The sequence below is a fragment of the Sphingomonas pollutisoli genome (genome assembly GCF_029167165.1).
GTDB classification, from domain to species: domain Bacteria; phylum Pseudomonadota; class Alphaproteobacteria; order Sphingomonadales; family Sphingomonadaceae; genus Sphingomonas; species Sphingomonas pollutisoli.
In genome coordinates this window covers 660,593-682,340 of sequence record NZ_JARFNJ010000002.1, presented here as the reverse complement: position 1 = coordinate 682,340, position 21,748 = coordinate 660,593, and the positions used below count along the sequence as shown (strand labels likewise).

The following is a 21,748-nucleotide window of genomic DNA, read 5'->3' as shown; positions in this document are numbered from 1 at the left end:
GTCTCTTTCTGGCCAAAGATGGGGCAGGATCAGGAGACCGTCAAAGCCTTAATGAAGCGTCTCAATGACGGCATAATTCTTCTGCGTCGCGATGAAGCCGGACGAGGTTCGCTCGCTGCCGCCAGCCTATCTGCGGCTGATCGTCCTGATCGAAGCGCGGGCCAAGCCCCGGCTGCGCACCGTCGAAGGCCTGTGGCGTTCTCCGATCGCCGGAAAGCGCGGGAACGAACCCCGGCCCGGCGCCATGACCGACTTCATCCGTGACGCCGGCCTGCTCCCCGCAGCCGAGATCGAGCACATCATCCGCACAGCGCCGTTCGAGCTGCTGTCCTTTCAAGTGGCGGCCGCGCGCGTCGATCTCGCCGAGCGTCCGCCGATCAGCGCGTGGATCGAGCACTTCAACGCCGGGCTCGATGCCATGGCGGACGATTTCCGCCTCGCCGCCTGATCCATCCAAAACCAGCAAAGGAGTTTCCCATGACTGTTATCGGACATAATCTGATCCGCAAGGTCGACACCTTCGATGGCTACGACATCCTCGCTCACCCGCTTTCTCACCGCGGCGATCGCGTATTCCATCGCGGGGAGTCTGCGACGTCGAGTGTCGGGGTCACCTACGGGTCGCACGATCTGATGATCGCGCGGCCCACGGGCATCGGCAGCGGGGGCCGGCTCGCCATTCTCATGCATCATGGCGGCGGCCGCCATATCCTCGAATTCTACGAGAGCGCCTTGCCGATCGCCGACGCGCTCCTCACCCTACCGGAACGCGAGCAATATGCCCTCGCCTACGCGATGTTCAAACAGGCCGATGAATGCGGCGCCGGTGCGCGCGCGGACGAAGCGAGGCGGTGGGCCGACGCGTTCGTCGACGGCCGCATCCGCAAACGTCGGCGCGGCGGCATGTGCCACGTCCATATCGAAACCCGCGCCGAGAAGCAGCTTCGGCGCGCCTAGGCCTGGTCGATGACGCCGGTCGCGCACCAGTGTCGTGCGCCATTCCACTCGCCCAAATCTGCTGCGGGCAAACCCCCGAAAAGGATCACCAATGAACAGCCTGATCGCACCTGGTTGCGGTGAGGAGGGCAATCTTCGCCTCCGCACCGCACCGCTCAATTTCGCTGTGCCCAACCTCGATGCCGCCGATGCGGCCTCGGAGTCCTTCAAACCGGTGGAGACACGCCATGCATGAGACCTATCTGGCCGGGAGCTTTGCCTTCGCCTGTACCAACGCAGAGATGGCGCTGCTGGAAGAAGCCTTCCAGGCCGCTTCGGATCTCATGACCGGTTTCGATCCCGGCGATCCCAGCGAGGAGTTGATCGCGATATTGCCGCCCATCGATCCGGATGACCGATGGAGCGGATTGCGCGATCTGTTCGGCGATCCGGCATTTCCTGCCTTCGGCGCGGCCCTCAGCGGCGGCAACAGCCTGAAGACGCCTGCGGTCTGCGACGTCCAGATCTTCGGCGCGACCGATTTCCAACCCGAACCGATCGCCAAGCTCGTTCATCGCTGCTGTCAGACTTCGTTGCAGGAACATCCCATCGGATTCGAATGGGGTATGACCTGCTCGAAGCCCTGGTCCGACGAATTCGGCGGAGGATGGTGCGCCATCCATGCCGATCGCATCGAGCTGCACCTCACGCGCGAAGGTCTTGCCGCAGCACTTCAGTCCGAAAACCCGACGGCGGCGCAACTCGCCGAATCCCATGGCATCTGGGGAGAGCTGGCCGGCCATCCGGTCGAGGACTGGCAGTATGAAGTCGCCAACAGCGATACCCGCCTTGGCTATTGGGACTGGGTGGTCGTGCGCCAGGCCGTCGCCGTCGCGATGGCTTCCGATCCGATTCCGGACTGACCTCGCGCGCCTCACGCCCCTTTGAAGATGACGCGGCACCCCGATCGTCACGTCGCTGCCGCGTGAGCCACCATCAACAGAGCGGACAGGGCGACCGTGATCTCGCGGCCATGGCATCTGCCTTGTTCCGCGCCAATCCGGAGATCCAACCGATGGCCCATCGTCACCGGCGATGCCAATTGCCAGAAACCAGGCTGCGGCAAGAGCTGGCCGCGCGTTATGTAGACAATCAAGTATCGGATTTTGAGCGTGTCGCCAGAGGGGAAATCGCTCGCGTAGCGCGTAGCAAACCCAAACGGCGTAGCGCTGCGGGGGCGGTTTCCCCTCTGGCTTCCCGCAGCCGCTCAGTTCTCGTCGTCCAGTGACCTTCAGTCGATCTACGAGACCAGTCATTCGTTCGTCATCCAGCGATGGCGCCTGCACGGCTCGCTGTGGGACATTGTTGCTCTCCAGGGCGAGGGTGGCGAACGACTGCTGTTGGGTGAAGCCGACGTTCGCGGTGTTTCCGTTCAGTACCTATGGCCCGAGTTAAGAGGGATTTGGTACGCCGCGTCCGCAGTGACAGTTCCACACGACCACCGAGAACGAGTGCCGGCGTCAAATCGAACGGGCGTTTCCGTTCGTGTTTGGAACTTCTCGATCAAGCCGTTTCCATATCCTGACCTGATAAGGCTCCGCGCTCGCGACCGCGAATGCGGAAGCCGAAGCGTCGAGAAAACGACGCGCGTCTGACGGGTGCCCCTGCGCCACCGCGATCTGGGCCAATGCGAGATCGACGTTCGCACCCCAATGGGGATCGGCGGCAAGCTGCGCGACGGCCGCACGGTCGATGGCCCGCAGATTCTCAAGGGCATCCGCATACCGCCCGGCCCCTATCTGGCAGGCCGCCAACGTATAGGCCGTCGCGTCGGTGAGCGCAGTCTTGCCGAATCCATCGACGGCAAAGCGATGGGCCGTCTCCGCGTTCCGGAGGCCTTCCGCCGTCTGCCCGCCCCGGCACTGCGCGGTGGCCGCATCGGACAGGGTCGCCACCGCGAAGAAGGATTTCGGTCCCTGCTTGCGCACGGCGATGTCGTGAACGTGGAGATCGTCACGGATGGCGTCGCTCCAGCGTTCCAGAATGCCCTCGGACTGCGCGCGCGTGGTGAGAAGCTGCAGCGTCATCTCGTGATCCGCGCCAAGCCGCGCCAGCATGCGCGGATAGACCGCATTCGCCTGCGCCACGGTCGCGGCGTGTTTGCCCTCCACCATCAGGGCCTGCGCCAGATTCATGCCAACCATCAGCACATTGGCACCATCCGGCCCCTCGATCGCGGTGAAATCCCGCACGAGCTGACGAAACAGCCGCTCCGCGCCCGCCCCATCGCCTAGCCTGATCTTGGCGAAGGCGAGCCGCTGCCGGAAGGTCAGCCGCGCGGCGGGATCAAAGTCGGGCAGGGCTTCCGCGCCCAGCGATGCCTTGCCGAATTCCGCCTCTGCGGTGCGGGCATCGTTGTCGATCAGCGCGGCCATACCCTTGGCGGACGCCATCCAGACAGTCAGGTCCGGACGCACAAGACGCTGCTGGCGGATACCCTTCTCCGCTGCCGCGATCATCGCCTTGGCGCGGGGCAGGCTACCCTGCTCATAGGAACGCGCCTCCATCATGGCCTGTTGCAGCCGGGTCGCGACGGCATCGGGCGACGCAGCGCCTTGCGCTTCTGTCCAGAGAGCGGTCGCACGGGTGTATTCAAGCCGTGCGCCGGGCCAGTCGCTCCGCTTGTCGAGCGCGTTGGCGATGGTCTGGTGAAGCCGGGCCGCGACGGCCGGGTCGCCCTTGAAGCGGATATCGATCAGCGGCGATGCCTGCTTGACGGCACCGACCAGGCTTTCATCCGGTGATCCACCCCGGAACGGGCTGCTGCGGGCGAGGAGGTCCGTCGCGAGGAAGCGATTGACCTTTTCCGCAATCGCCGTCTGGTGCTCGGCGATATCGCGCTCGCGCAGGGTGCGGACATATAACGCCGATGTCGCGATCACACCGAGGGACAAAGCCCCCGCCGCCGCGAGTACCCAGGGACGGCGAACACGCACGCGCTCCAGGCGGGCCTCCGCAAGACGCGCGCGCGTCTCCGTCTCCATCAGCGCGTCCCGCTCCACGCGCCTTGCCTCCAGCGAGCGCAGGCGGCGCGCCAGCTCGGCGGCGCTGTCGAGGCGCAGTAACGGATCGCCCGCCGCGGCCAGCGCGATATCCTCGCGCAGCAGCGGATCGGCGATGTCCGCTTCCCAGCCCGGCGCGAGCGGCTTGCGGAAATCGCCGACGACGATCTGATATAGGACGACGCCCAGCGCGAAGACATCCGAAGTGATGCTTGCCGTGGCCCCGGCAAGCAGCTCCGGTGCCATCCAGAGCGGTGTGCCGGTCGCATCCGGCGCGCCGTCACCGCGCCCCTCGAAACCGCTCTGCGTGATGTCCAGCACGGCGAGACGGTCGGGATCGGACAGCACCGCGCTCCCGAAATCGACCACCTTCGGCTGCCAATGCCCGTTGCGATCGACCGCAACGAGGATGTTGCCCGGCTTGATGTCCTTGTGAAGGATGCCGATGCCATGCGCGGCTGCCACGGTCGAGGCGACGGCGGCGACCAGCTCCAGCCTGACCGCCAGCGGGATCGCTGTGAGACCGCCCTGCTCGATTGCCCACTGGCCGAGATCGGGGCCGCCATAGGCGCTTTCCAGGGACCAGGGCGCGGTGACGAAATTCCAGTCGAGGACAGGCACGAAGTCCGGACGCGCGCCGAGCGACTGAACCAGCAGCCGCGATATCGCGCTTTCCCGCTTCAGCGCGCGCAGGCGGCTCGCGTCGGTGGCAAATTTGAGGACGTGCATCTCGCGCGTCTTACTATGCTCGATCCGCCAGACCTCGCTGCCGGCCGAGAGATCGAGCCGCGCCGCGAAACACCAGTTTGGCCGGTCGGGCACGGGGGTGCCCGGCTCAATCGGGAGCGCCTTCGGCGCCTCTGGGCGGACGAGTTGCGACGACACCGGCCCGGCCAGCCGGTAGCCGATGCGCGGGACGGTCTCGATCAGCCCACCCGCGTCACCCATGGCCTTGCGCAGCTTCGAGATCGCGGTGGTCAGCGAGCCCTCGACAACGACCACGCCGGGCCAGACGGCATCGAGCAGTTCGTCCTTGGTGACGACCTCGCCGGCATGATGGAGAAGCTCCAGAAGGATTTCGAGCGGCTTGCCCTCCAGCTCCACCGCGTCATCGCCAACGGTGAATATCCATCGCGCCTCGTTGAAGGTGCATTTTCCGAACGTCCACAGACGCCTGACAGCGGAATCAGAAGGCGATGAAGCAGAAGCCATGGGTTTCGCGCGCGTCCTTGAGAAATCCTTGAGATATTCGTGAGGACAATTCTTACGCTGCCGTTCCAGATTGCTGCAAGGCAACAATGCAGCCGCGTGGCGGAAACACTCTTCCCATGCGGCGTGCGGCACGCGGAGACCATGATGAAGGGCAGGATATTGGGCTTCACCCCCTCGTCGGGGACCGGCACCATCACCGGCGATGATGGCAACCGCTATGGTTTCAGCCAGGCGGAATGGCGCAGCGACAAGCCCATTGCCGCAGGCATCGCAGTGGATTTCGAGCTGCGCGGCAGCGAGGCAATCGGTATTTATCCTGTTGCGGGCGCGGGCATCGACGTGGCCGCGCTGTCGTCGTCTCCCGCAGTGGCGAAGGCACGCGCGCTGGCTACTGGAACGCTGGCTTTCCCGCTTGCGATCCTGCTGCTGATTGCCTGCATCATGCCTGCCATCAACAGTCTCGCCCGCGGCGGGCAAAGCCTCTCGCTGCTCGGCCTCGGCCCCGTCGTCACCGAACTGTCCCAGGAGGCGAAAGCCGAACGGGAGTCGGCCGAAAGCCGCAGCAAGGACTTCGACGAACGCGAGAAGCAGTTGCAGACCGTGATCGCCACCACTGGCCCCGCCACGCCAATCGGCATGTTCGGCAGCGGCGGATCGGCGGGTGACGCCCTCAAGGAACTGCAGGACGAGCGCGCCAAAACCGCCGCATCGCAGGAAAGTCACATGGGCTCGTTCCTGCTGAGCTTCATGTGGCTGGTCTATGCCGTGCCGCTGCTGGCGCTGGCGCTGATCGGCCTGAGCTGGACCGGCCGCACGCTGCGCACTGCTTCGCTTGCCGCGGGTATCTCCGGCGTGGTCGCCTTCGGCCTGCTGTGGAATCTGACATCGCTGGGGACGATCGGCGACGGCATGTCGATGCTGACGCTCGGCTTCGGGGCCTGGATCATCCTGCTCACCAGCATCGCGCTGGGCCTCTCGGGTCTCGGCAAAATTCACAACCCGCTCGCGACGGCCTGAAGGAACCACCACCATGCGTTATGGTTCAACCATCCTCCTGTCGATGCTGGGCGCAGGCCTCGCCACCGCCTGCTCAGCGCAAACGCCGCCAAAGGCTACGGGAAACACCGGCTTCCCTGCGGGTATGTCGGTCGCGGATCGCAAGCAAATCCTCCAGGTCTCCGGCTTCGATCTCAGTGCCGACCTGCGCAACGCCACGCGCACCTGCGATGACAAGGAGAGGATCGCAAAGGTTGGAATCGGCCGCCGCGACATCAATCATGACGGTAAGGAGGAATTCTTCGTCCTCAGCCAGAACGATTGCCCCGGCAGCAACGGCAAATTGCACGCGACCATCGTCTTTCTCGATCCGCAGACCAAGATCTATCAGAACATGCTGGACGTGGACGGCCAGCCCAGGATCGGGTCGCAGACCGGAACCGCCTGGCCGCTGATCGATATCACCGATGGCGACAAGACCACCGGCTTTGTGTTCGTGACCGGCGACAACCGCTACCTGCGAACTTCCACTGTCCAATACCGCAGAAATGTGGCGCTCGCCCGCCTGCCGGACAAGACCCCGCCGGGAGTTCTCCCGAGTGCCGGTTGGGCCACGCCGTGGAGCACCGGCAATCTGACGCCGGGCCAGATCGCGCAAATCTTCACCGCGGCTGGCTACAAGCGCGGCCCCAAGGGCTGGGGGGACTGCGACGGCGCGAGCGGCGTCCGGATTCCCGACGAGGAAGAGATCGGCAACGGGTCGCCGGTCATGGACATGAACGGCGACGGCCATCCCGAAGTGATCGTCAATGAAATATGCGAAGGCGACAACAGTGGCGGCAGGTTCACGATCCTGAGCCCCGTGCCCGGCGGCTGGAGGAAGGTGGGCGAGGGGCAGGACAGGCCCTTCTTCCTCACGACGCGCAGCCGTGCCGGATGGCTCGACTACTACGAGGGCGGTCCTGGCTTCTGCCATGAGCGCGATCGCAACGACGGTCGTGGGTACATGAGCGTCGGTCAGTTCGCCGAAAGCCCCGGCGGCTGCTCGGGGCGCTAGGAATTACAGGCGCTGCAGCGCCCAATCGATGCCGCGATCGAGCGCCTCTACCATAGTGCTGGCGCGGCGCTTGAGGATGCCGAGGGCGGGATCGACGACGACGATCTCGAGCGCCTGAAAGACATGGTCAGTGATGCACCCGTCATCCGGGCAGTGAACAGGCTGATCGCCAGCGCGTCCGATCAACGCGCGTCCGACATCCACGTCGAACCAAACGACGACGGTCTCGCCGTGCGTTTCAGGATTGACGGTATGTTGCGCAATGCCGTGCGGCTGCCCGCCGCCATGAAAGCCCCGTTGGTCTCCCGTATCAAGGTGATGGCGGGGCTCAACATCGCGGAACGACGGCTTCCGCAGGACGGCCGGCTTCGAATTTCCGTTCGCGGAAACGAGGTCGATCTTCGCGTCGCCACCTCACCGTCGATTCATGGGGAAAGCGTCGTGATGCGCATCCTCGATCGCTCCAAGTTGGCTCTTGATTTCAAGGCGCTCGGCTTCGACGCCGAATTGACCCGCCGCATCCGCGAAGCAATCGCGCGGCCGCACGGGATCGTGCTTGTCACCGGGCCGACCGGGAGCGGCAAAACGACGACGCTTTATGCAGCGCTGTCCGAACTCAACACGCAAGAACGGAAGCTGCTGACCGTCGAGGATCCAATCGAATATCGACTTCCAGGGGTGATTCAGACGCAGGTCAACCCTGCGATCAACTTCACCTTCAGCACGGCCTTGCGCTCGTTCCTGCGCCAAGATCCCGACGTGATGATGGTGGGTGAAATCCGCGACACCGAAACCGCTCAGATCGCGGTACAGGCAGCGCTTACGGGCCACATGATCCTCTCGACCCTGCACACGAACACGGCAGCTGGCGCGGTCTCACGCCTTCTCGATATGGGCGTCGAGCCATTCCTCCTCGGCTCTGTCTTGACGGGCGTGTTGGCGCAGCGCCTCGTTCGCCGCCTCTGCACCGATTGCCGGCACCCTTACGAACCCCATGACCTGCCCGCGGGCTTGCAGGACCTTCTGGAAGCGCAACGCATCCGGCATCTCTACGAGGCGCGTGGCTGCGCCCGTTGCGGGGGGAGCGGTTATGCAGGGCGTGTTGCCATTCTCGAGTTCCTGCGCATCGATGATCAGATATCGCGGCTGATCCTGCGGCGCGCCGACACGCCGGACATTCTCGCCGCTGGCGAAGCGTCCGGGATGCGCAGCCTCTTTGTCGACGGGCTCCTCAAGGCAGCTTCCGGTCTCACAACGATCGAAGAAGTGCTTCGTGTCGCGAGCGGAGAAGATTGATGGCGACTTTCCAGTATCGCGCGCTCAAAGCAGACGGCTCCACCCTATTGGGGAGGGTTGACGCTCTAGATAAAAGGGCGGCCGTCGCCAGCGTTCGTCGCAATGGCGCCACGCTTCTTGATCTCAGCCCAGCAGCGCCGGTCAAAGAACGACAGCGCAAGGGGAGCGCAAAAAGCCGTCTGGCGGCCGCAGTGACCATCAGCGAATTAGCGGTTCTGCTCGAGGCCGGGCTGCAACTCGACCGGGCGCTAGCCCTCGCGATCGAGAACGTCGAAGACAAGACGGTCGCCATGCACCTCGCGGAAATCCTCCGAGAAGTGCGCGAAGGGGCGCCGCTATCGCGCGCCATGGCCCAGAAACCCGAGCTGTTCTCCCAGACAGCGGTGGCGATGACCGAAGCCGGCGAAGCGAACGGTCGGCTCGGCGAAGCACTGACCACGCTCGCCGCAGCGCTCGAAGAAGAAGCCGAGCTGCGGCGCCTGGTCATTTCTTCGATGATTTATCCGATCGCGTTGCTCGTCATCGCAGTCGGCGTAGTCCTGCTGATGCTGCTTTTCGTCGTCCCCCAATTCGAGAGCATGTTCGCCAGCACTACGCAGAAGCTGCCAACTGCGACCGTGGTGGTAATGACGGCGAGCCGTCTGCTTCGACACTATGGCCTGGCGATGCTCCTCCTCTCCGGCGTCGCGCTCTTTGGTGCTGCAGTCGCTCTACGGCAGCCGGCTGTGCGCCTCGCACGCGACCGGATAGTTCTTTCGCTGCCGCAACTCGGCGAGCTCGTGCGACGGATCGAGACCGCCCGGTTTGCGCGGACGCTTGGCGCCCTTATCCAGGGTGAGGTCGCGCTGCCCGTCGCACTTTCGCTCGCACAGCGCACGATCTCCAACCAGGTGTTGGGTCGCGCCATTGCCCAGGTCGCTGACGGCGTGAGAGAGGGGGGCGGGCTGACTGCCCCGCTCGCGGCATCGGGCGTGCTGCCGCGCCTTGCCATCGGCTTCCTGCGGACAGGCGAGGAAACGTCCCAGCTCGGCATGATGCTCAATCGGCTCGCGACGGTCCTCGAACGCGATATCCGAACCCGCCTTGAAAGGCTGATCGGCATCCTCACTCCCGTCATCACCGTGGTGCTCGGGGCCACGGTTGCCGGGATCATCGCCTCGATCATGTCGGCGATCCTTGGATTCAACGATCTAGCCTTGGCCTCATGAAGCGAGAATGGAAAATGGAGAAGGAACACGAAAGGGAAGCGGGCTTCACATTGCTGGAGCTGCTCGTAGTGCTCGCGATCCTGGGATTGCTGGCCGCGATCGTCGGCCCGCAGGTCATAAAATACCTCGATAGCTCCAAGTCGCAGACCGCCAGAGTGCAAGCGAAGAACGTCGTTGCTGCGCTCAACCTGTTCAAGCTCGATGCTTCGAGATTCCCCACGCAGGAGGAAGGTGTCGCGGCCTTGATGAAAAAGCCGCCGAACGTCGCGACCTGGAACGGCCCCTATCTCCCGGATCAATCCGCCATCGTCGATCCCTGGGGGCGCACCTACCTGCTGCGGATCCCCGGAGAGCATGGCGACGTCGACGTCTACAGCCTCGGCTCGGATGGCCAGCCCGGCGGGACAGGCGAGGCCAAGGATGTCGGAAGCTGGTGATTCAGCCGCTGCCCGATCGCGTTGCGATCGCGGATTCACGCTCTTCGAGGTGCTCGTGATTATCGCCATCCTCTCGCTGATCGCGGGCATCGCATTCCCCGAAGTCGAAAAGGTCATGCGCAGGCAGACTTTTATTGCGGCCGCGACCAGATTCGAGGTCGCGTTGCATGCGGCGCGCGCCAGAGCCCTGCAGCGAGGAACAGCGGTGCGCTTCACTGTCTCCGCTGATCATCGCAGCTACGGCTATAGTGGCGCATTCGAACCCTTGCCCGAAGCGGTCCTTGCAGAGTCGCCTGACGGCTCAATCGCATTTTTTGGCGACGGCACGTCCGACGGCGGACGCATCAGCCTTGTCGACACCAGATGGGAGCGCCGCTGGGTCGTTCGCCGGACAACCGGCGCCATCGAGCGCGTTCGATGAAGCCGGAGGCGCCCGAAACCGGCTTCAGCGTCGTCGAGGCGCTTGTCGCGCTAGCAATCATAGCTGCCATGACAAGCTTGCTCTTCGAGGCGATCAGCACCAGCGCGCGCGCTCACACGAAAATTGCCGACAAACGCGAAGCTATTCTCCTCGCTCAGTCGCTTCTTGCTCAGGCGACCATCTCACAAGGGGTCGGCGACCTTCCTCCATCTGGGCAGACGAACCGATTCCGTTGGCGGGTGACCAATCGCATCATCGACGGCGGCGCACGCGACACCGGCGTACCCCTTCAGGAAGTGAAGATCGACGTCGCCGATCGTGGAAGCGGTCAATCCCTCGTACGCGTGCAAACGCTTCGACTTGAGCGGTGACGGCGATGCTCGACTCTATTTCAAAGCGCAACGCCGCACGATCGGAATTTGGTTTCACCTTAATCGAGATGTTGGTGACCTTGGCCCTGTTGGGCTTTGCAGCTCTCCTTCTTCTCCAGGGGCTTGCGGTCGCGAGCAACGTGGCAGAACGCGAACGGACGCAATCGACCGATCTTTCAGAGACGATCGCCGCGCAGCGGGTGCTGCGTTCCAGCATCGAGCGGCTCCGGCCGGTCAGGAGAATCGATTCCTCAACGCCCATCATCGAATTTCGTGGGACAGCTGGCGTCGTCACGTATGTCGGTCCGCCGCTCGATCGCGATGCACCTGATGTTCTCCAGCGCTTCAGGTTGACCCGTACCGCGAGCGGAGATCTCGTGCTCTACAGCGCGAGCATCCTTAAGGAGAATGTCGATCGAAGCGGTACTGACCTGGTCGGGTGGTCGCCGAACACGATCCTCCACGGCGTAACTGATCTAGAGGTGAGCTATCTTGGCGCGGGACCAAATGGTGGGGAGCGCGGCTGGCAGGATCGCTGGTGGGACAGGCCGAGTCCACCGGACCTGATTCGCATTCGAGTCTCTTTCCAGGATGGCGATCATCGGACATGGCCTGACCTTGTCATTCGGCCGCATGCCACAATGCGCGCCGGCTGTAGAGTGGACGTATTCACCGGTCGATGTGAGATCGACCAGTGAGCGGTCGCGGCATTCTTGACGCGGACATGCAGACGCTCGGGCGCTGGGCAGCGCGCGGATGGCGTTGGTGGCTTGCCGAACTCCACACTCTCGTCCCTGCGCAACTTCGTCGAAGCTCCGACAATCGTTTGCCGCGCTTCCTGTTTCGGGCGGGAAGCTTGTCGCCGATCGGATCGCACAAAGGTCAGGTCAGAATACGAAAGAATGCTGGGCTCCGAACCATTCTGGTCGTTCACCCGGAACTGACCTTGAAGCGCACGATCGAACGGCCCGTACTTGACGATCACGACTTGCCGCAGGTGCTGGCCTTTGAGGCGGAATCTCTGGTTCCTTTTCCGGCCGAATCCGTCGTGCTTGCCGGGCGAGCAATCGGTCCCGCAGCGGAGCCGGGCAAGATCCTCATCGAGATCGCCAGCCTACCCATCGAGACGGCACGCGAGATCGCGACCGTAACTCGCGAAGACAACATTCTACCGCTCAAGATTGTCGTGAACGGTGGCCGGGCGGTCGAACTCGATTTTGCGCCAGCTATGCGCAGCGCGGGCCTCATTGCCAAACCGCGGAGCGCAACGCCGCTCATTTGGGGATGTGTTGGCTTTCTCGCCGCGCTCAATCTGGCAACGCTGATCTGGAAGGATGTGGCGTCCGTCGACCGGTTTGCTCAGATCGTGGACGGCCAGCAGCCATCAGTCTCCGTGGCCCAGACCATTACGCGCCGGATCGAATTGGATCGGTCACTCGTCCAGTCGACGCTCAGGTTGCGCCAAACTCACGACGCTCTCCACGCACTCGCGACGACGAGCACGACATTACCTGCCGGGGCGTGGTTGCAACGCTATGTCTGGGACGGGTCCACGGTCCGTCTGACGGGCTATAAGCCGCCGAAGACCGACGTCGCAACAGCGCTTCGCCGATCCGACCGGTTCAGTGAAGTACGGTCGATGGCCGATGAGACTCAGGCGGCTGTCCCTGCTGGCGAACCCTTCGATATCTCGGCCCGGATCATCCGGCGATGATGAAACCTGTTTCCGCCCGCGAACGCCGGCTGGTGGCGCTGCTCGTCCTCGTCGCAATGATCGCCTTCGCCTGGTTTGCGATCGTCGCACCGATCGCCAACGGCTTCGCCGTCCGCGCAGAGCGCCGCCAGCAACTCCTGCTCAGATATACCCATAATGTTCGCACGATTGCCGCGGTCCCGAGATTGCGGCGGCAAGCCGAAAGCCAGTTTGCGGCGTCCCGTCCGTTTGCGATCGCTGCCGCAAATCGTGAGCAGGCCCGCAATTGGCTGAATGACCGGCTGCAACGCTCGATCGAACGCGTCGATGGCGAATTCCGCGATGTTGCCGACGTCGATGGTCGCGAAGGCTGGGCCCGCGCCCGCGTGACAGCACGTCTGACGCTCCCCCAACTCACAGAGCTGCTCGCGCAAGTTCAGAATTCGCCGCCCTGGCTGATCGTCGAAAGCCTCTCGATCGGCGCCAATGACGCACTCGTTACCGGTCAATCCTCAACCATGGATGTTCAGCTTGAAGCTTCCATTCCTCTCCGCTCGACGTCCGCTCGACCTGCCGCCACTCGATAGCTCGGCCGGACTTCCACTTATCCTGGCGGGCCTGCTGTGCGCGGCGCTGGCGTTTCAGTTGACGGTGGTCGACGACGTCGAACTGCCGCCGGTTGGACCCGTCGGCGCGGGTGGGGCAGGGGATGTAGAAGACGCGGTCCCTGCCGCTGCCGGTGGCGGTCCCGCCATTCTCGCCCGATCGATGTTCGCGCCCAGTACGAACCAACCCGCCGCGCCGGGTCAAGACGCCAATCCGCTCGGAGGCATCATGATCGCAGGTTCCCTCCGTATGGGCCGAGCCATCTTCGCAGTCGTGATGGGTCCGAACAATCGGGTCGCGAACGTGCCCGTGGGCGGAAGGATAGGCGACTGGCGGCTGACAGCGATCCGACAGAATGAAGCGCTGCTTACGCGCGGCGAAGAACAGATCACTGTCCCATTCGGCGCGAGGAGTTCCCTCCCGGCGACTGCGGCCGCGACGAGGAGCCAGTAGATGAACCGCAAATTCCATTTGAAGTCAGGCACCGCTCTCGTGGCAATGCTGATCGCAGGATGCTCGGCAAGCCGCCCCCCCATGCCGGTGGAGATGCCAAAGCCTCCGGCGATTGTCGAGGAAGCCGAACGCGCTGAGCCACAGGTTCGATCTACTATCGTGGGTGGGGAAGCGCCCGTGCCCCAGGCGACTTCCAACCTTCCGCTGCGGAAACCGCGTAGCGGAACGATCAGTCTCAATCTACCGCAAGCCGATATCCACGCAGTGGCCGCTTCGGTGCAGGAAGTCACCGGAATCCCCATCGAGGTGGACACGGGCGTAAACGGACAAGTCACGCTTGTCACGCCGGGCACCGTTGCTCGCTCCGAAGTCGTCGGTCTCTTCGAGACAGCGCTGAAGGCAGCAAATCTCGCGCTCGTTCGGGTGGGCCAAGGCTATATCGTTCGTACGACTACCGCTGCCCAACAGCCGGTTGCTCCCGACGCCATAGGCTATGGCACGGAAGTGATCACGCTCCAATTCATCAATGCCGATGAGGTTCGCAAGGTTCTGGACAGCGCCATTCCGGGGGTGGTGCAGTCCGTCGATGCGGCGGGAAATCGGGTGACGATCGCCGGCACGACGGGACAGCGAAGCAGCGCGCGCGACCTGTTGAAGCAGTTCGACGTGAATTGGTTGCGCAACATGAGCTTCGGCCTTTACGTGCCGGAGCGAACCGATGCACGGCTGATCGTTCCCGAGCTCGACAAGCTGATCAACGCGGACAATGCCCCGACCAAAGGCCTCGTTCGTCTCATCACGATGGATCGGATCAACGGCATCCTCGCGGTGAGCGCCCAGGCGCAATATCTCGAGGACGTCCGACGCTGGGTCGAGATACTGGACCGCGAAGGCGAAAGCGCGGAGCGCCGAATCTATGTGTACCGCGTCGAGAACGGCCGCGCGCGCGATCTCGCCCGGACGCTCAACCGCGCTTACGGCAGCGGTGGAGATAGCGGTGACGAAGATACTGAATCCACCACATCGCCAGAGACACCGGGTAGCCGCGTGTCGACCGGACCGGCGCCGCGTACCGAACAGCGGACTGAGGGGAATCAAGGCAGTTCTGGCCAACGCCCTACCAAAGGCGAAAGCCGGTCGGACGAGACCCCAAATTCTGAATCTCGCGACAAAGGTGGGAAAATCACGGCGGACGAGGTGAACAACGCCATCGTCGTATACGCGACGCCGCGTGAGTACGCCATGATTGAGGCGGCTCTCCGCAAACTCGACGTGCAGCCACTGCAGGTCATGATCGAAGCGGCGATCACGGAGGTGACGCTGACCGATTCACTCCGCTATGGCGTTCAGTGGAATTGGTTGACCGGCAACAGTAACATCCGCGTCACCGACGGTGACGCGATGCCGGTCGGGCCGAGCGGCGCCGGCTTTTCCTATTTCCTGGCGGGAACCAGCATCACTGCCGCACTGAATGCTCTCGAGCAGCGCACAACGCTCAAGGTGGTGTCTGCCCCGAAACTCGTGACACTGAACAATCAAACAGCAGCCCTACAAGTCGGAGATCAGGTGCCGGTCTCTTCCGGAAGTGCCGTCAGCGTCGACAACCCCAACGCTCCAATCGTCAATTCGATCGAGTACCGGGACACAGGCGTCATCCTCAAAGTGACGCCTCGCGTAAACGCAAGCGGGTCGGTACAGCTCGATGTTTCGCAAGAGGTGAGCGACGTCAATCCCAATGCACTGGCCATTGGTGGAGATCGGACCCCCGCATCTCCGACGATATCCACGCGCAAGATATCCACCACCGTGGCGGTGCAAGACGGACAGGTGATCGCGCTGGGCGGCCTGTTTCGGGATTCCCGCTCATACGGAAAGAATGGATTGCCCATTCTCTCGCGCCTTCCGGTCGTGGGCGCCCTCTTCGGCAATCACAGCAACCAGCAGAACCGCACGGAACTCATTGTCCTCTTAAAGCCGCATGTCATCCGGACACCCGAAGACGGTCGCGCGGTTACAGAGGAACTGCGCGCAAAGTTGCAGACGCTCGAACCGTTCAAAACCCAGGGAAAGATACCATGACGAGGCGCGACGAAGAAGGATATGCCCTTGTCGCCGCTGTTGCCAGCATGGCTGTCTTTTCAGCGATGGCATTGACCGTCCTATCGGCAACGCACCTTGAAATCGGCGATGCCAGCGCCGAGCAGGATCGGCTCCAGGTTGGCGCTGCTGCGGAAGCGGGTGTCGCTCTGGTGCTCAGCAAGCTTTTGGCATCAGACGGCGAGGGCTGGGCTGTCGGCGGGCGGGAACGCCACTTGCGCTATGGAGACGCCCAACTCACCGTAAGAGTCGAAGACGAGTTGGGAAAAGTGCCAATCAGCAGGCTTGACGAGAAGCTGGCAACACGCTTGCTAGAGGAGGTCGGCCTCGATGGAGATCGCTTGTTGATAGCGCGTGACTCCTTGCTCGACTGGACGGACTCCGACAATCAGGCTCGTCCATATGGCGCCGAAGCAGCATATTATCAGTCCGAGGGAATCGCTCCCCCCAACGGGTTCCTATCCTCGATCGACGAACTCCGCCGGATTCGCGGCTTCGACGCGGAAACTGTCGAGCGTTTGCGGCCCATGGTGACGACATACACGGCGATGGCGTCATTCGACCCAAGATACGCCAATCCTCAAGCGCTTGCCGTCATGGAGGATGCTGGTCAGCAAGGGGGACCACGATCGATCGATCGCGAGAAAGAACTGGCAGGGCAACAAACGGCAATCGCGTTCGCGAATACGAACGGGCTCACAGGCCGCCCTCTCACGGTCAATGTCGAGGCGAAGCTTCCAGACGGGGCCAGGTCATTTCGTCGAATAGTCGTCGAACTCACCGGCGTTTCCACGCAGCCATACCTTATTCGAGCCGCGGACTAGCCGCAGCCTGGTCTGTTTGGCCCGCCGTCGATACCGACTCTGTCCTCTAGGTCGCCCCTATGGCCGCGATAGAGATGCTGGCGGCGTCGCGAGGCCCCACGGCGCGAACACCTGAGGCGCTGATGTCTTCTCCAACTTGCTGGTCGCCGAGCCTCGTTCATCGCTGTTCGTCAAATTGGCAAGCGGCACTCCCCCGGGTAAGGAGATCGAGTTCCCGCCCTGCGGCTGATAGAAAATGTGCGCACCGATCTTCCTCACCAGATTAAGGCTGCTTGCCCAATAGGGATGGACATAGTCGGCGTGGTAATTCGTCGCGCCCGGTACACGTGATGGCGCCCGCCCGGCTAGCGCATCCTCCGCCACAATCCTTGCAGCGGACAGGATGCGATCGGGCAATCTTCGGTACAGCGATCCATCGCAGGTGAAGGTGAACTGACAGCCGGTGCGTCTGGTAGACCCCGCGAATACAACATCACAGACCGTCTTGGGAAACGCCGGATTGCGAACCCGGTTCAGCACGACCTCTGCTACGGCTTGTTGGCCTTCCTGGCTCTCATATCCAGCTTCATAGGCGACCGCCAGCGTCAAGCATTCGAGCGCCCGTTCGTGATCTTCGACCGGGACCAGGCCACGTTCCTGGGCTTGAACGGGCAGGGTCGCCACCGATGGGCCGGCCAGCACCCACGACGCCCAGAAGAACATGCTCGCACACTTGGCCAGACGTGCCTGCATCAATTCCTCAGAATCATTGAAAGAGATATTCGACGTCCAGTTGAACAATAAAATCCTGCACGTCTTACGACAACATCAGATGTTGCCGAACAAAAATCGACGTAATTTTCCATATCTCGCCAATAAGTATTGGTTGAAAGTCAGGGTATACTGAATTAATTGACCTTGTATCACTGGAATGAGAAACATAGCTTGAGGAAGTGCTAGAATCGCTCCCGAATTATTCCACATGATTGGCGGGTTTACGACTACGGATTTATGAAACTTGTAGAATCCTGTTACAAAATTCGATCCAGATTGACCCTATAGGGTCGGAGCGCGCTTGATCGCTACACCGCAATCGGAGAACGGAAATGATCATAAAGCTTGGAGCCATGGCTGCCGTCGCGGTGGTCGGTCTGTCGACTGCGCTCTTCTACGGAAGCGGACCAGACCCGAAGAAGCCGAACGAGGCGCAGACGGCCATGTCGGCGGAACCCCAAGACCAAAACCCGACCATGCTGCCCGCACGTCTGCTTGATTGCTCGCTCGGGCGGATAGCAAATTTTGACCCGAGTAAGGATCAGCAACTCTCCGAGTACCAATTTGACGAGCACCACGCCTTCAAGCTCTACCTTCCCTCGATTCCGACCAGGACGAAAGAGCCTCCTGCGGCAACGGCCGTGCCAGAACCCGTTGATCCACGCACTAAGATCGTCGCAGATCCGGACGGGATAGCTAAAGAAGCACAGGGCCGTCCTTTCGACAGGGTGATCGATTATTGGCCCGAACGGGTCGAGATGACGACGCCGATCAACGACGTTGCTGTAAATCTCATCATTGTCGATCGTATTGATCCGATCAACGGAAAGGCGATCATGTTTGTGACCAAAGCAAACGACGCGGTCACCTTCGATCAAAAGCATCTTTACATCGGACAGTGCAAGGTAACCATCGGCGATGGCGCTACCGCAAGCGCGGTCGGTGACGGCCAACGCATACGCGGATGAGCGGAACCTCGCATTTTACTGTTTGAGCCGGTTACGACTTGCGCCGACAACTTGCCGCCGGATGGGTCGGCGATCGACGGCGGCTGACGGGCCTGGCATTGCCACTTCCCGCAATCGGCGAGGAGTTGGAATGCAATTGCGCATGGAATAAGTATCTGATAAAGCACATGAATTAAATTTTCCGCGCGACCTTTGCCAAGATTCAGCGGCCAAGTGTCTCAAGAATAGGAGCAAGCGAGATTCCGTAGCCCCGGTGAACCATAGTCGCACGGTTCTGCAAGAGAGGGTGGGCTTCGCAGGGAGGCAATACATCGCCGGTCCACGGCGACCGCCTCCTGTGCATCCGGAGGAGACGGCGATGATGAGGCAAGCTTCTCAATCGGGCAACGCGATCAAAAGTTGCGCGGCACCGCCGAGCCGTCGCGCGAAACTCGCGCCCTGGCAGATCAAGATCGCCAAGGCGGAAATGCAGAATCAGGTGAAGGGCCGCCTACGGATCGGCGACGTCGCCGCCAAGCTCCAGCTCTCCTCCAGCCATTTCGCGAAGGCGTTCAAGAATTCCGTCGGCATGTCGCCTTATGCCTGGTTCCAGAACGCGCGCCTCGCGTACTCCATGGAATTGATGACGGGCACAACCTTCACCCTCGCCCAGATCGCACTCGAATGCGGGTTCACCGACGAAAGCCACTTCAGCGAACGATTCGATCGCTTCGTGGGTATGCGGCCCGGGCGCTGGCGGCGCGGAAGGATGGCGGAAGGGGAGACTGAGGTCGTCGTCGCAGGAGGCGCTACGGTTTGGTGAGTGCGACGTAACCGCGCCGTTCGGGGGAGACTTATATGGCGCATGACATTGGGTTGGGCGAAGGTGGCGATGGTCTCAATGGCTTCAGTTTTTTGTTGGCGCGCAGATCCGGCCCCGTGTCCGCTTCGTCCCGCTCGATGCGCATGGCGACGCTACCCCCGGCGGAACTCAAGCGGGCACAGGATCTGATATTCGATCAGCTTCATCAACCGCTGGAGGTGGCGGATATTGCCGCCAAGCTCGATATGCCGCTTTCCAGATTCTCGAAGGCCTTCAAGAATTCGGTCGGCGTAGGTCCCTATGGCTGGCATCTTCGGCGGCGGGTCGTGCGCTCCGCGGCGCTTCTCTATGATGAGCGGCTTAGCCTGGCGGAAATCGCAAGCGAATGCGGCTTCACCGACCAAAGCCATTACACCAAGGCGTTCCGGCGCGTCCTCGGTGTGACGCCGGGCCGCTGGCGCCGGAAGATGCGCGAAGGAACGCTGCGCATCGGCGACGCCCTCAGAACATCCTAGATCTGATCGCTGCCGGAAGGCCCAGCAAGTGCGCGCAGGTCGACGCTCCCCAAAATGTTCAGTTTGGCTTTCCGCGACGTTCCGGCTTGTCACCGTGTGCGCGCTCCGCTTCCTCGCTTCCGGCGTCCATCGCGCGATCGATCGCCAGTTGCAGATGCGTGACGGCGTCCAGGTCCTCGAGCTGATCCAGAAGCGAAAGCGCTTCGATCATCAGCATGATGCTGCGCTGCCGATGCGGGTGAAAGGTGCCCACATGCGAGCGCATTCGCCGACGCCCGCGCTGGTTGCCCAGCTTGGCTTGCTGTGCCTCCTCCTCGCAAAGCCGCTGCTGCACGAGCAAATCGATCGCGCTCGACGAGAGAGTTGGCTTGGGGGCACTCTTGCCTTCGCCAATTCCGCTCTCGCCAAGTGGTCCGTTCTGCTGCGCCAAATAGTCGGTGAGGATCTCGAAGGCGCGCCTCAAATGGGGCTCGGCTTCGCACCGCAAACCATCAAGCAGCAATATCGCATCATTCACCGATTCGGCGGCTACGGAGCAAAGAAAGCCCGGTGTCTCATCATCTTCTGTGATCAAGGTGCCTCGCGCTATTTGAAGGTCCATCAGCGATCCTAGACGATCTCTCGTTTCCAATACACATGCGTAAAAAGCGGCCAGCCGGCTGCGCGTTCCAAAACTGGAACCGCGCAGCCCCGGAAACCGGGCATTGGAAACCTGAGAAGAGTCAGGCGCGAACACCTTTGGGCCGGGCCTTGGACATACGTGTCCGCTGCCCGGTAGCCTAAGCTTGCCGGCTCTCTTCTCAGGAGGTTTCCACGCCTCCGCCTACGTCTCCGCACGCAGGGAAGGGTGGTAAGCACTACCTCGATCGAACGCAAGGACAGGTCAGGCCCGAATGGGGACGCCTTGATCGGCGCTGGAGCGTTCGCCCGCGGTTGGCGCGCCCCGTCGGAAAGGGTGTCGTTTTGGGGCACCTCCTTCCTGTCGAATTGGCATTGCGGTTTTCCGCAATAGCCAACCCGAGCGCGCCTAGGCGTCGCTCATGTCACTGGCGTTACGGACGCGTGGCCATGCACTGTCACGGACCCGGCTGTATTTCTCGCTCCGCTAGGGAAACCACTAGCCGAGCACACGCCCGAGCCGGGTAGACACAGTGCGATTCTGGGGGGCGATAGAAGGCGCCGGCCAATCACCCGTTATGTCTCTCAATGGGAAGTCGGCTCTTGGTTCAGATTGATACCCGGCCAGCGAACGCCTGCCCAGGCGAAGCCCCCATTGGGTTTCGCCCGCCGGAACCGACCTCGACCGGGCTAGGCGGCCTGCCGCTGATACCAATGGTGAACGTCAAGCGCTTCATGGATGGTGTCGAAGAAGACCAGTCGGCCATCCTTCAGTACGGCGCCCTTCTCGCAATAGGCGAGAAGCGTCTCAGGATGGTGCGATACCATGATCAGCGTTCCATCCTTACGGCGCTGGGCAAGCTCGGCATGGCACCGCTCACGGAAGCGTTCGTCACCCGCGCCGGTCACCTCGTCGACCAGGTAGCAGTCGAAGTTGATCGCGAGGCTGATGGCGAAGGCGAGGCGAGCCTGCATGCCCGCGGAATAGGTCTTGATGGGTTGCCGAAAATAAGGACCGAGTTGGGCAAATTCCTCGACGAAGGCAAGCATGGGATTGGCCTTCCGCCGATAGATGCGAGCGATGAACCGGACATTGTCAGCACCTGTCAGGCTCGCCTGGAAAGCACTGGTGTAGCCGATCGGCCACGACACGGTCATCCGGCGGTCGATGCGGCCGGCGGTCGGCATTTCCACGCCGGCAATCAGCCGCAGGAGCGTCGACTTCCCGGCGCCGTTCGCGCCGCAAATACCGAGCGATTCGCCCGGCCGAATGCAGAAATTCGTCTTCTTGAGCACCGTCTTCCGCAGATTTCGCGCGTGATACGTCATCGAGACATTCTTAAACCGGATCATCACGCGAGTCCTTTCTTGGGCGCTTCATTCTCTGGCGTGGCCGAGAGACGTCAAGGCCATTGTTCGAGCG

General features: G+C 62.3%; 25 protein-coding genes. 20 read left to right on the top strand and 5 right to left on the bottom strand.

The annotated features are described in order from the left end of the window. Positions 1-91: 91 nt before the first annotated feature. The 4 genes from PX554_RS06540 to PX554_RS06525 all read left to right on the top strand — a co-directional run bounded on the left by PX554_RS06540 (position 92) and on the right by PX554_RS06525 (position 1,859). Entirely contained in the window at positions 92-448 is a 357-nt protein-coding gene (locus tag PX554_RS06540) for a hypothetical protein (RefSeq protein ID WP_275499961.1), read from the top strand. Between the two features lie 29 nt (positions 449-477). Continuing rightward, positions 478-957, top strand: coding sequence for a hypothetical protein (locus tag PX554_RS06535; RefSeq protein WP_275499959.1), 480 nt, complete (start codon positions 478-480; stop codon positions 955-957). A gap of 91 nt (positions 958-1,048) precedes the next feature. Then, positions 1,049-1,192, top strand: coding sequence for a hypothetical protein (locus PX554_RS06530; protein ID WP_275499956.1), 144 nt, complete (start codon positions 1,049-1,051; stop codon positions 1,190-1,192). After that, positions 1,185-1,859, top strand: a complete 675-nt coding sequence (locus PX554_RS06525; RefSeq protein WP_275499954.1) for a hypothetical protein — start codon at positions 1,185-1,187, stop codon at positions 1,857-1,859. Before PX554_RS06530 ends, PX554_RS06525 begins: the two co-directional genes overlap by 8 nt. A 597-nt stretch (positions 1,860-2,456) precedes the next feature. On the opposite strand, the gene PX554_RS06520 is transcribed toward PX554_RS06525, so the two are convergent. Continuing rightward, on the bottom strand, positions 2,457-5,687 hold the full coding sequence (locus tag PX554_RS06520) for a protein kinase domain-containing protein (protein WP_275499952.1): 3,231 nt from the start codon (positions 5,685-5,687) through the stop codon (positions 2,457-2,459). On the opposite strand from PX554_RS06520, the gene PX554_RS06515 reads away from it, so the two are divergent. Together PX554_RS06515 and PX554_RS06510 are read left to right on the top strand one after the other, a co-directional pair. Then, positions 5,652-6,227, top strand: coding sequence for a hypothetical protein (locus PX554_RS06515; RefSeq protein WP_275499950.1), 576 nt, complete (start codon positions 5,652-5,654; stop codon positions 6,225-6,227). The two genes, PX554_RS06520 and PX554_RS06515, sit on opposite strands and share 36 nt — an antisense overlap. Positions 6,228-6,240: 13 nt before the next feature. Continuing rightward, positions 6,241-7,263 (top strand): hypothetical protein, encoded by a 1,023-nt coding sequence (locus PX554_RS06510; RefSeq protein ID WP_275499949.1) that lies wholly within the window; start codon positions 6,241-6,243, stop codon positions 7,261-7,263. Positions 7,264-7,266: 3 nt separating this feature from the next. Here PX554_RS06510 and PX554_RS06505 read toward each other — a convergent pair whose 3' ends face one another. Further along, positions 7,267-7,449 carry a hypothetical protein gene (locus PX554_RS06505; RefSeq protein WP_275500018.1) on the bottom strand — a complete coding sequence of 61 codons (183 nt, stop codon included), beginning with the start codon at positions 7,447-7,449 and terminating at the stop codon, positions 7,267-7,269. On the opposite strand from PX554_RS06505, the gene PX554_RS06500 reads away from it, so the two are divergent. The 11 genes from PX554_RS06500 to PX554_RS06450 are packed head-to-tail and all read left to right on the top strand — an operon-like array spanning position 7,387 to position 16,669. Next, positions 7,387-8,559, top strand: coding sequence for a GspE/PulE family protein (locus PX554_RS06500; protein ID WP_275499947.1), 1,173 nt, complete (start codon positions 7,387-7,389; stop codon positions 8,557-8,559). The two genes, PX554_RS06505 and PX554_RS06500, sit on opposite strands and share 63 nt — an antisense overlap. Continuing rightward, on the top strand, positions 8,559-9,767 hold the full coding sequence (locus PX554_RS06495) for a type II secretion system F family protein (protein WP_275499946.1): 1,209 nt from the start codon (positions 8,559-8,561) through the stop codon (positions 9,765-9,767). Before PX554_RS06500 ends, PX554_RS06495 begins: the two co-directional genes overlap by 1 nt. A gap of 14 nt (positions 9,768-9,781) precedes the next feature. Further along, entirely contained in the window at positions 9,782-10,204 is a 423-nt protein-coding gene (gene gspG / locus PX554_RS06490; protein ID WP_275499944.1) for a type II secretion system major pseudopilin GspG, read from the top strand. Continuing rightward, on the top strand, positions 10,188-10,625 hold the full coding sequence (locus PX554_RS06485; protein WP_275499943.1) for a pilus assembly FimT family protein: 438 nt from the start codon (positions 10,188-10,190) through the stop codon (positions 10,623-10,625). Before gspG ends, PX554_RS06485 begins: the two co-directional genes overlap by 17 nt. Continuing rightward, positions 10,622-10,996, top strand: coding sequence for a hypothetical protein (locus PX554_RS06480; RefSeq protein WP_275499941.1), 375 nt, complete (start codon positions 10,622-10,624; stop codon positions 10,994-10,996). The genes PX554_RS06485 and PX554_RS06480 overlap by 4 nt, the downstream gene beginning before the upstream one ends. Positions 10,997-11,001: 5 nt before the next feature. Continuing rightward, a complete protein-coding gene (locus tag PX554_RS06475) occupies positions 11,002-11,694 on the top strand; it encodes a prepilin-type N-terminal cleavage/methylation domain-containing protein (protein ID WP_275500016.1) in 693 nt (230 codons plus the stop codon). After that, complete coding sequence (locus PX554_RS06470) at positions 11,691-12,710, top strand: PilN domain-containing protein (RefSeq protein WP_275499939.1); 1,020 nt, start codon at positions 11,691-11,693, stop codon at positions 12,708-12,710. Before PX554_RS06475 ends, PX554_RS06470 begins: the two co-directional genes overlap by 4 nt. Next, a complete protein-coding gene (gspM, locus tag PX554_RS06465) occupies positions 12,707-13,276 on the top strand; it encodes a type II secretion system protein GspM (protein WP_275499937.1) in 570 nt (189 codons plus the stop codon). Before PX554_RS06470 ends, gspM begins: the two co-directional genes overlap by 4 nt. After that, positions 13,221-13,748 carry a hypothetical protein gene (locus tag PX554_RS06460; RefSeq protein WP_275499935.1) on the top strand — a complete coding sequence of 176 codons (528 nt, stop codon included), beginning with the start codon at positions 13,221-13,223 and terminating at the stop codon, positions 13,746-13,748. The genes gspM and PX554_RS06460 overlap by 56 nt, the downstream gene beginning before the upstream one ends. After that, positions 13,749-15,827: a type II secretion system secretin GspD gene (gene gspD / locus PX554_RS06455; protein ID WP_275499933.1), complete on the top strand. Its 2,079-nt coding sequence runs from the start codon at positions 13,749-13,751 to the stop codon at positions 15,825-15,827. Further along, a complete protein-coding gene (locus PX554_RS06450; protein ID WP_275499930.1) occupies positions 15,824-16,669 on the top strand; it encodes a type II secretion system minor pseudopilin in 846 nt (281 codons plus the stop codon). The genes gspD and PX554_RS06450 overlap by 4 nt, the downstream gene beginning before the upstream one ends. 57 nt (positions 16,670-16,726) lie before the next feature. On the opposite strand, the gene PX554_RS06445 is transcribed toward PX554_RS06450, so the two are convergent. Next, positions 16,727-17,449, bottom strand: a complete 723-nt coding sequence (locus PX554_RS06445; RefSeq protein WP_275499928.1) for a cell wall hydrolase — start codon at positions 17,447-17,449, stop codon at positions 16,727-16,729. Positions 17,450-17,754: 305 nt separating this feature from the next. On the opposite strand from PX554_RS06445, the gene PX554_RS06440 reads away from it, so the two are divergent. The 3 genes from PX554_RS06440 (at position 17,755) to PX554_RS06430 (ending at position 19,707) form a co-directional block, all read left to right on the top strand. Beyond that, complete coding sequence (locus PX554_RS06440; RefSeq protein WP_275499926.1) at positions 17,755-18,390, top strand: hypothetical protein; 636 nt, start codon at positions 17,755-17,757, stop codon at positions 18,388-18,390. A 358-nt stretch (positions 18,391-18,748) separates the two neighbouring features. Then, entirely contained in the window at positions 18,749-19,192 is a 444-nt protein-coding gene (locus tag PX554_RS06435; protein ID WP_275499924.1) for a helix-turn-helix domain-containing protein, read from the top strand. Positions 19,193-19,227: 35 nt separating this feature from the next. Further along, complete coding sequence (locus PX554_RS06430) at positions 19,228-19,707, top strand: helix-turn-helix domain-containing protein (protein WP_275499923.1); 480 nt, start codon at positions 19,228-19,230, stop codon at positions 19,705-19,707. Positions 19,708-19,765: 58 nt separating this feature from the next. On the opposite strand, the gene PX554_RS06425 is transcribed toward PX554_RS06430, so the two are convergent. Further along, a complete protein-coding gene (locus PX554_RS06425; protein WP_275499921.1) occupies positions 19,766-20,308 on the bottom strand; it encodes a hypothetical protein in 543 nt (180 codons plus the stop codon). Between the two features lie 707 nt (positions 20,309-21,015). Then, the gene (locus PX554_RS06420; protein WP_275500014.1) at positions 21,016-21,678 is read right to left on the bottom strand and encodes an ABC transporter ATP-binding protein; all 663 of its coding nucleotides are present in this window, start codon (positions 21,676-21,678) and stop codon (positions 21,016-21,018) included. Positions 21,679-21,748 lie beyond the last annotated feature (70 nt).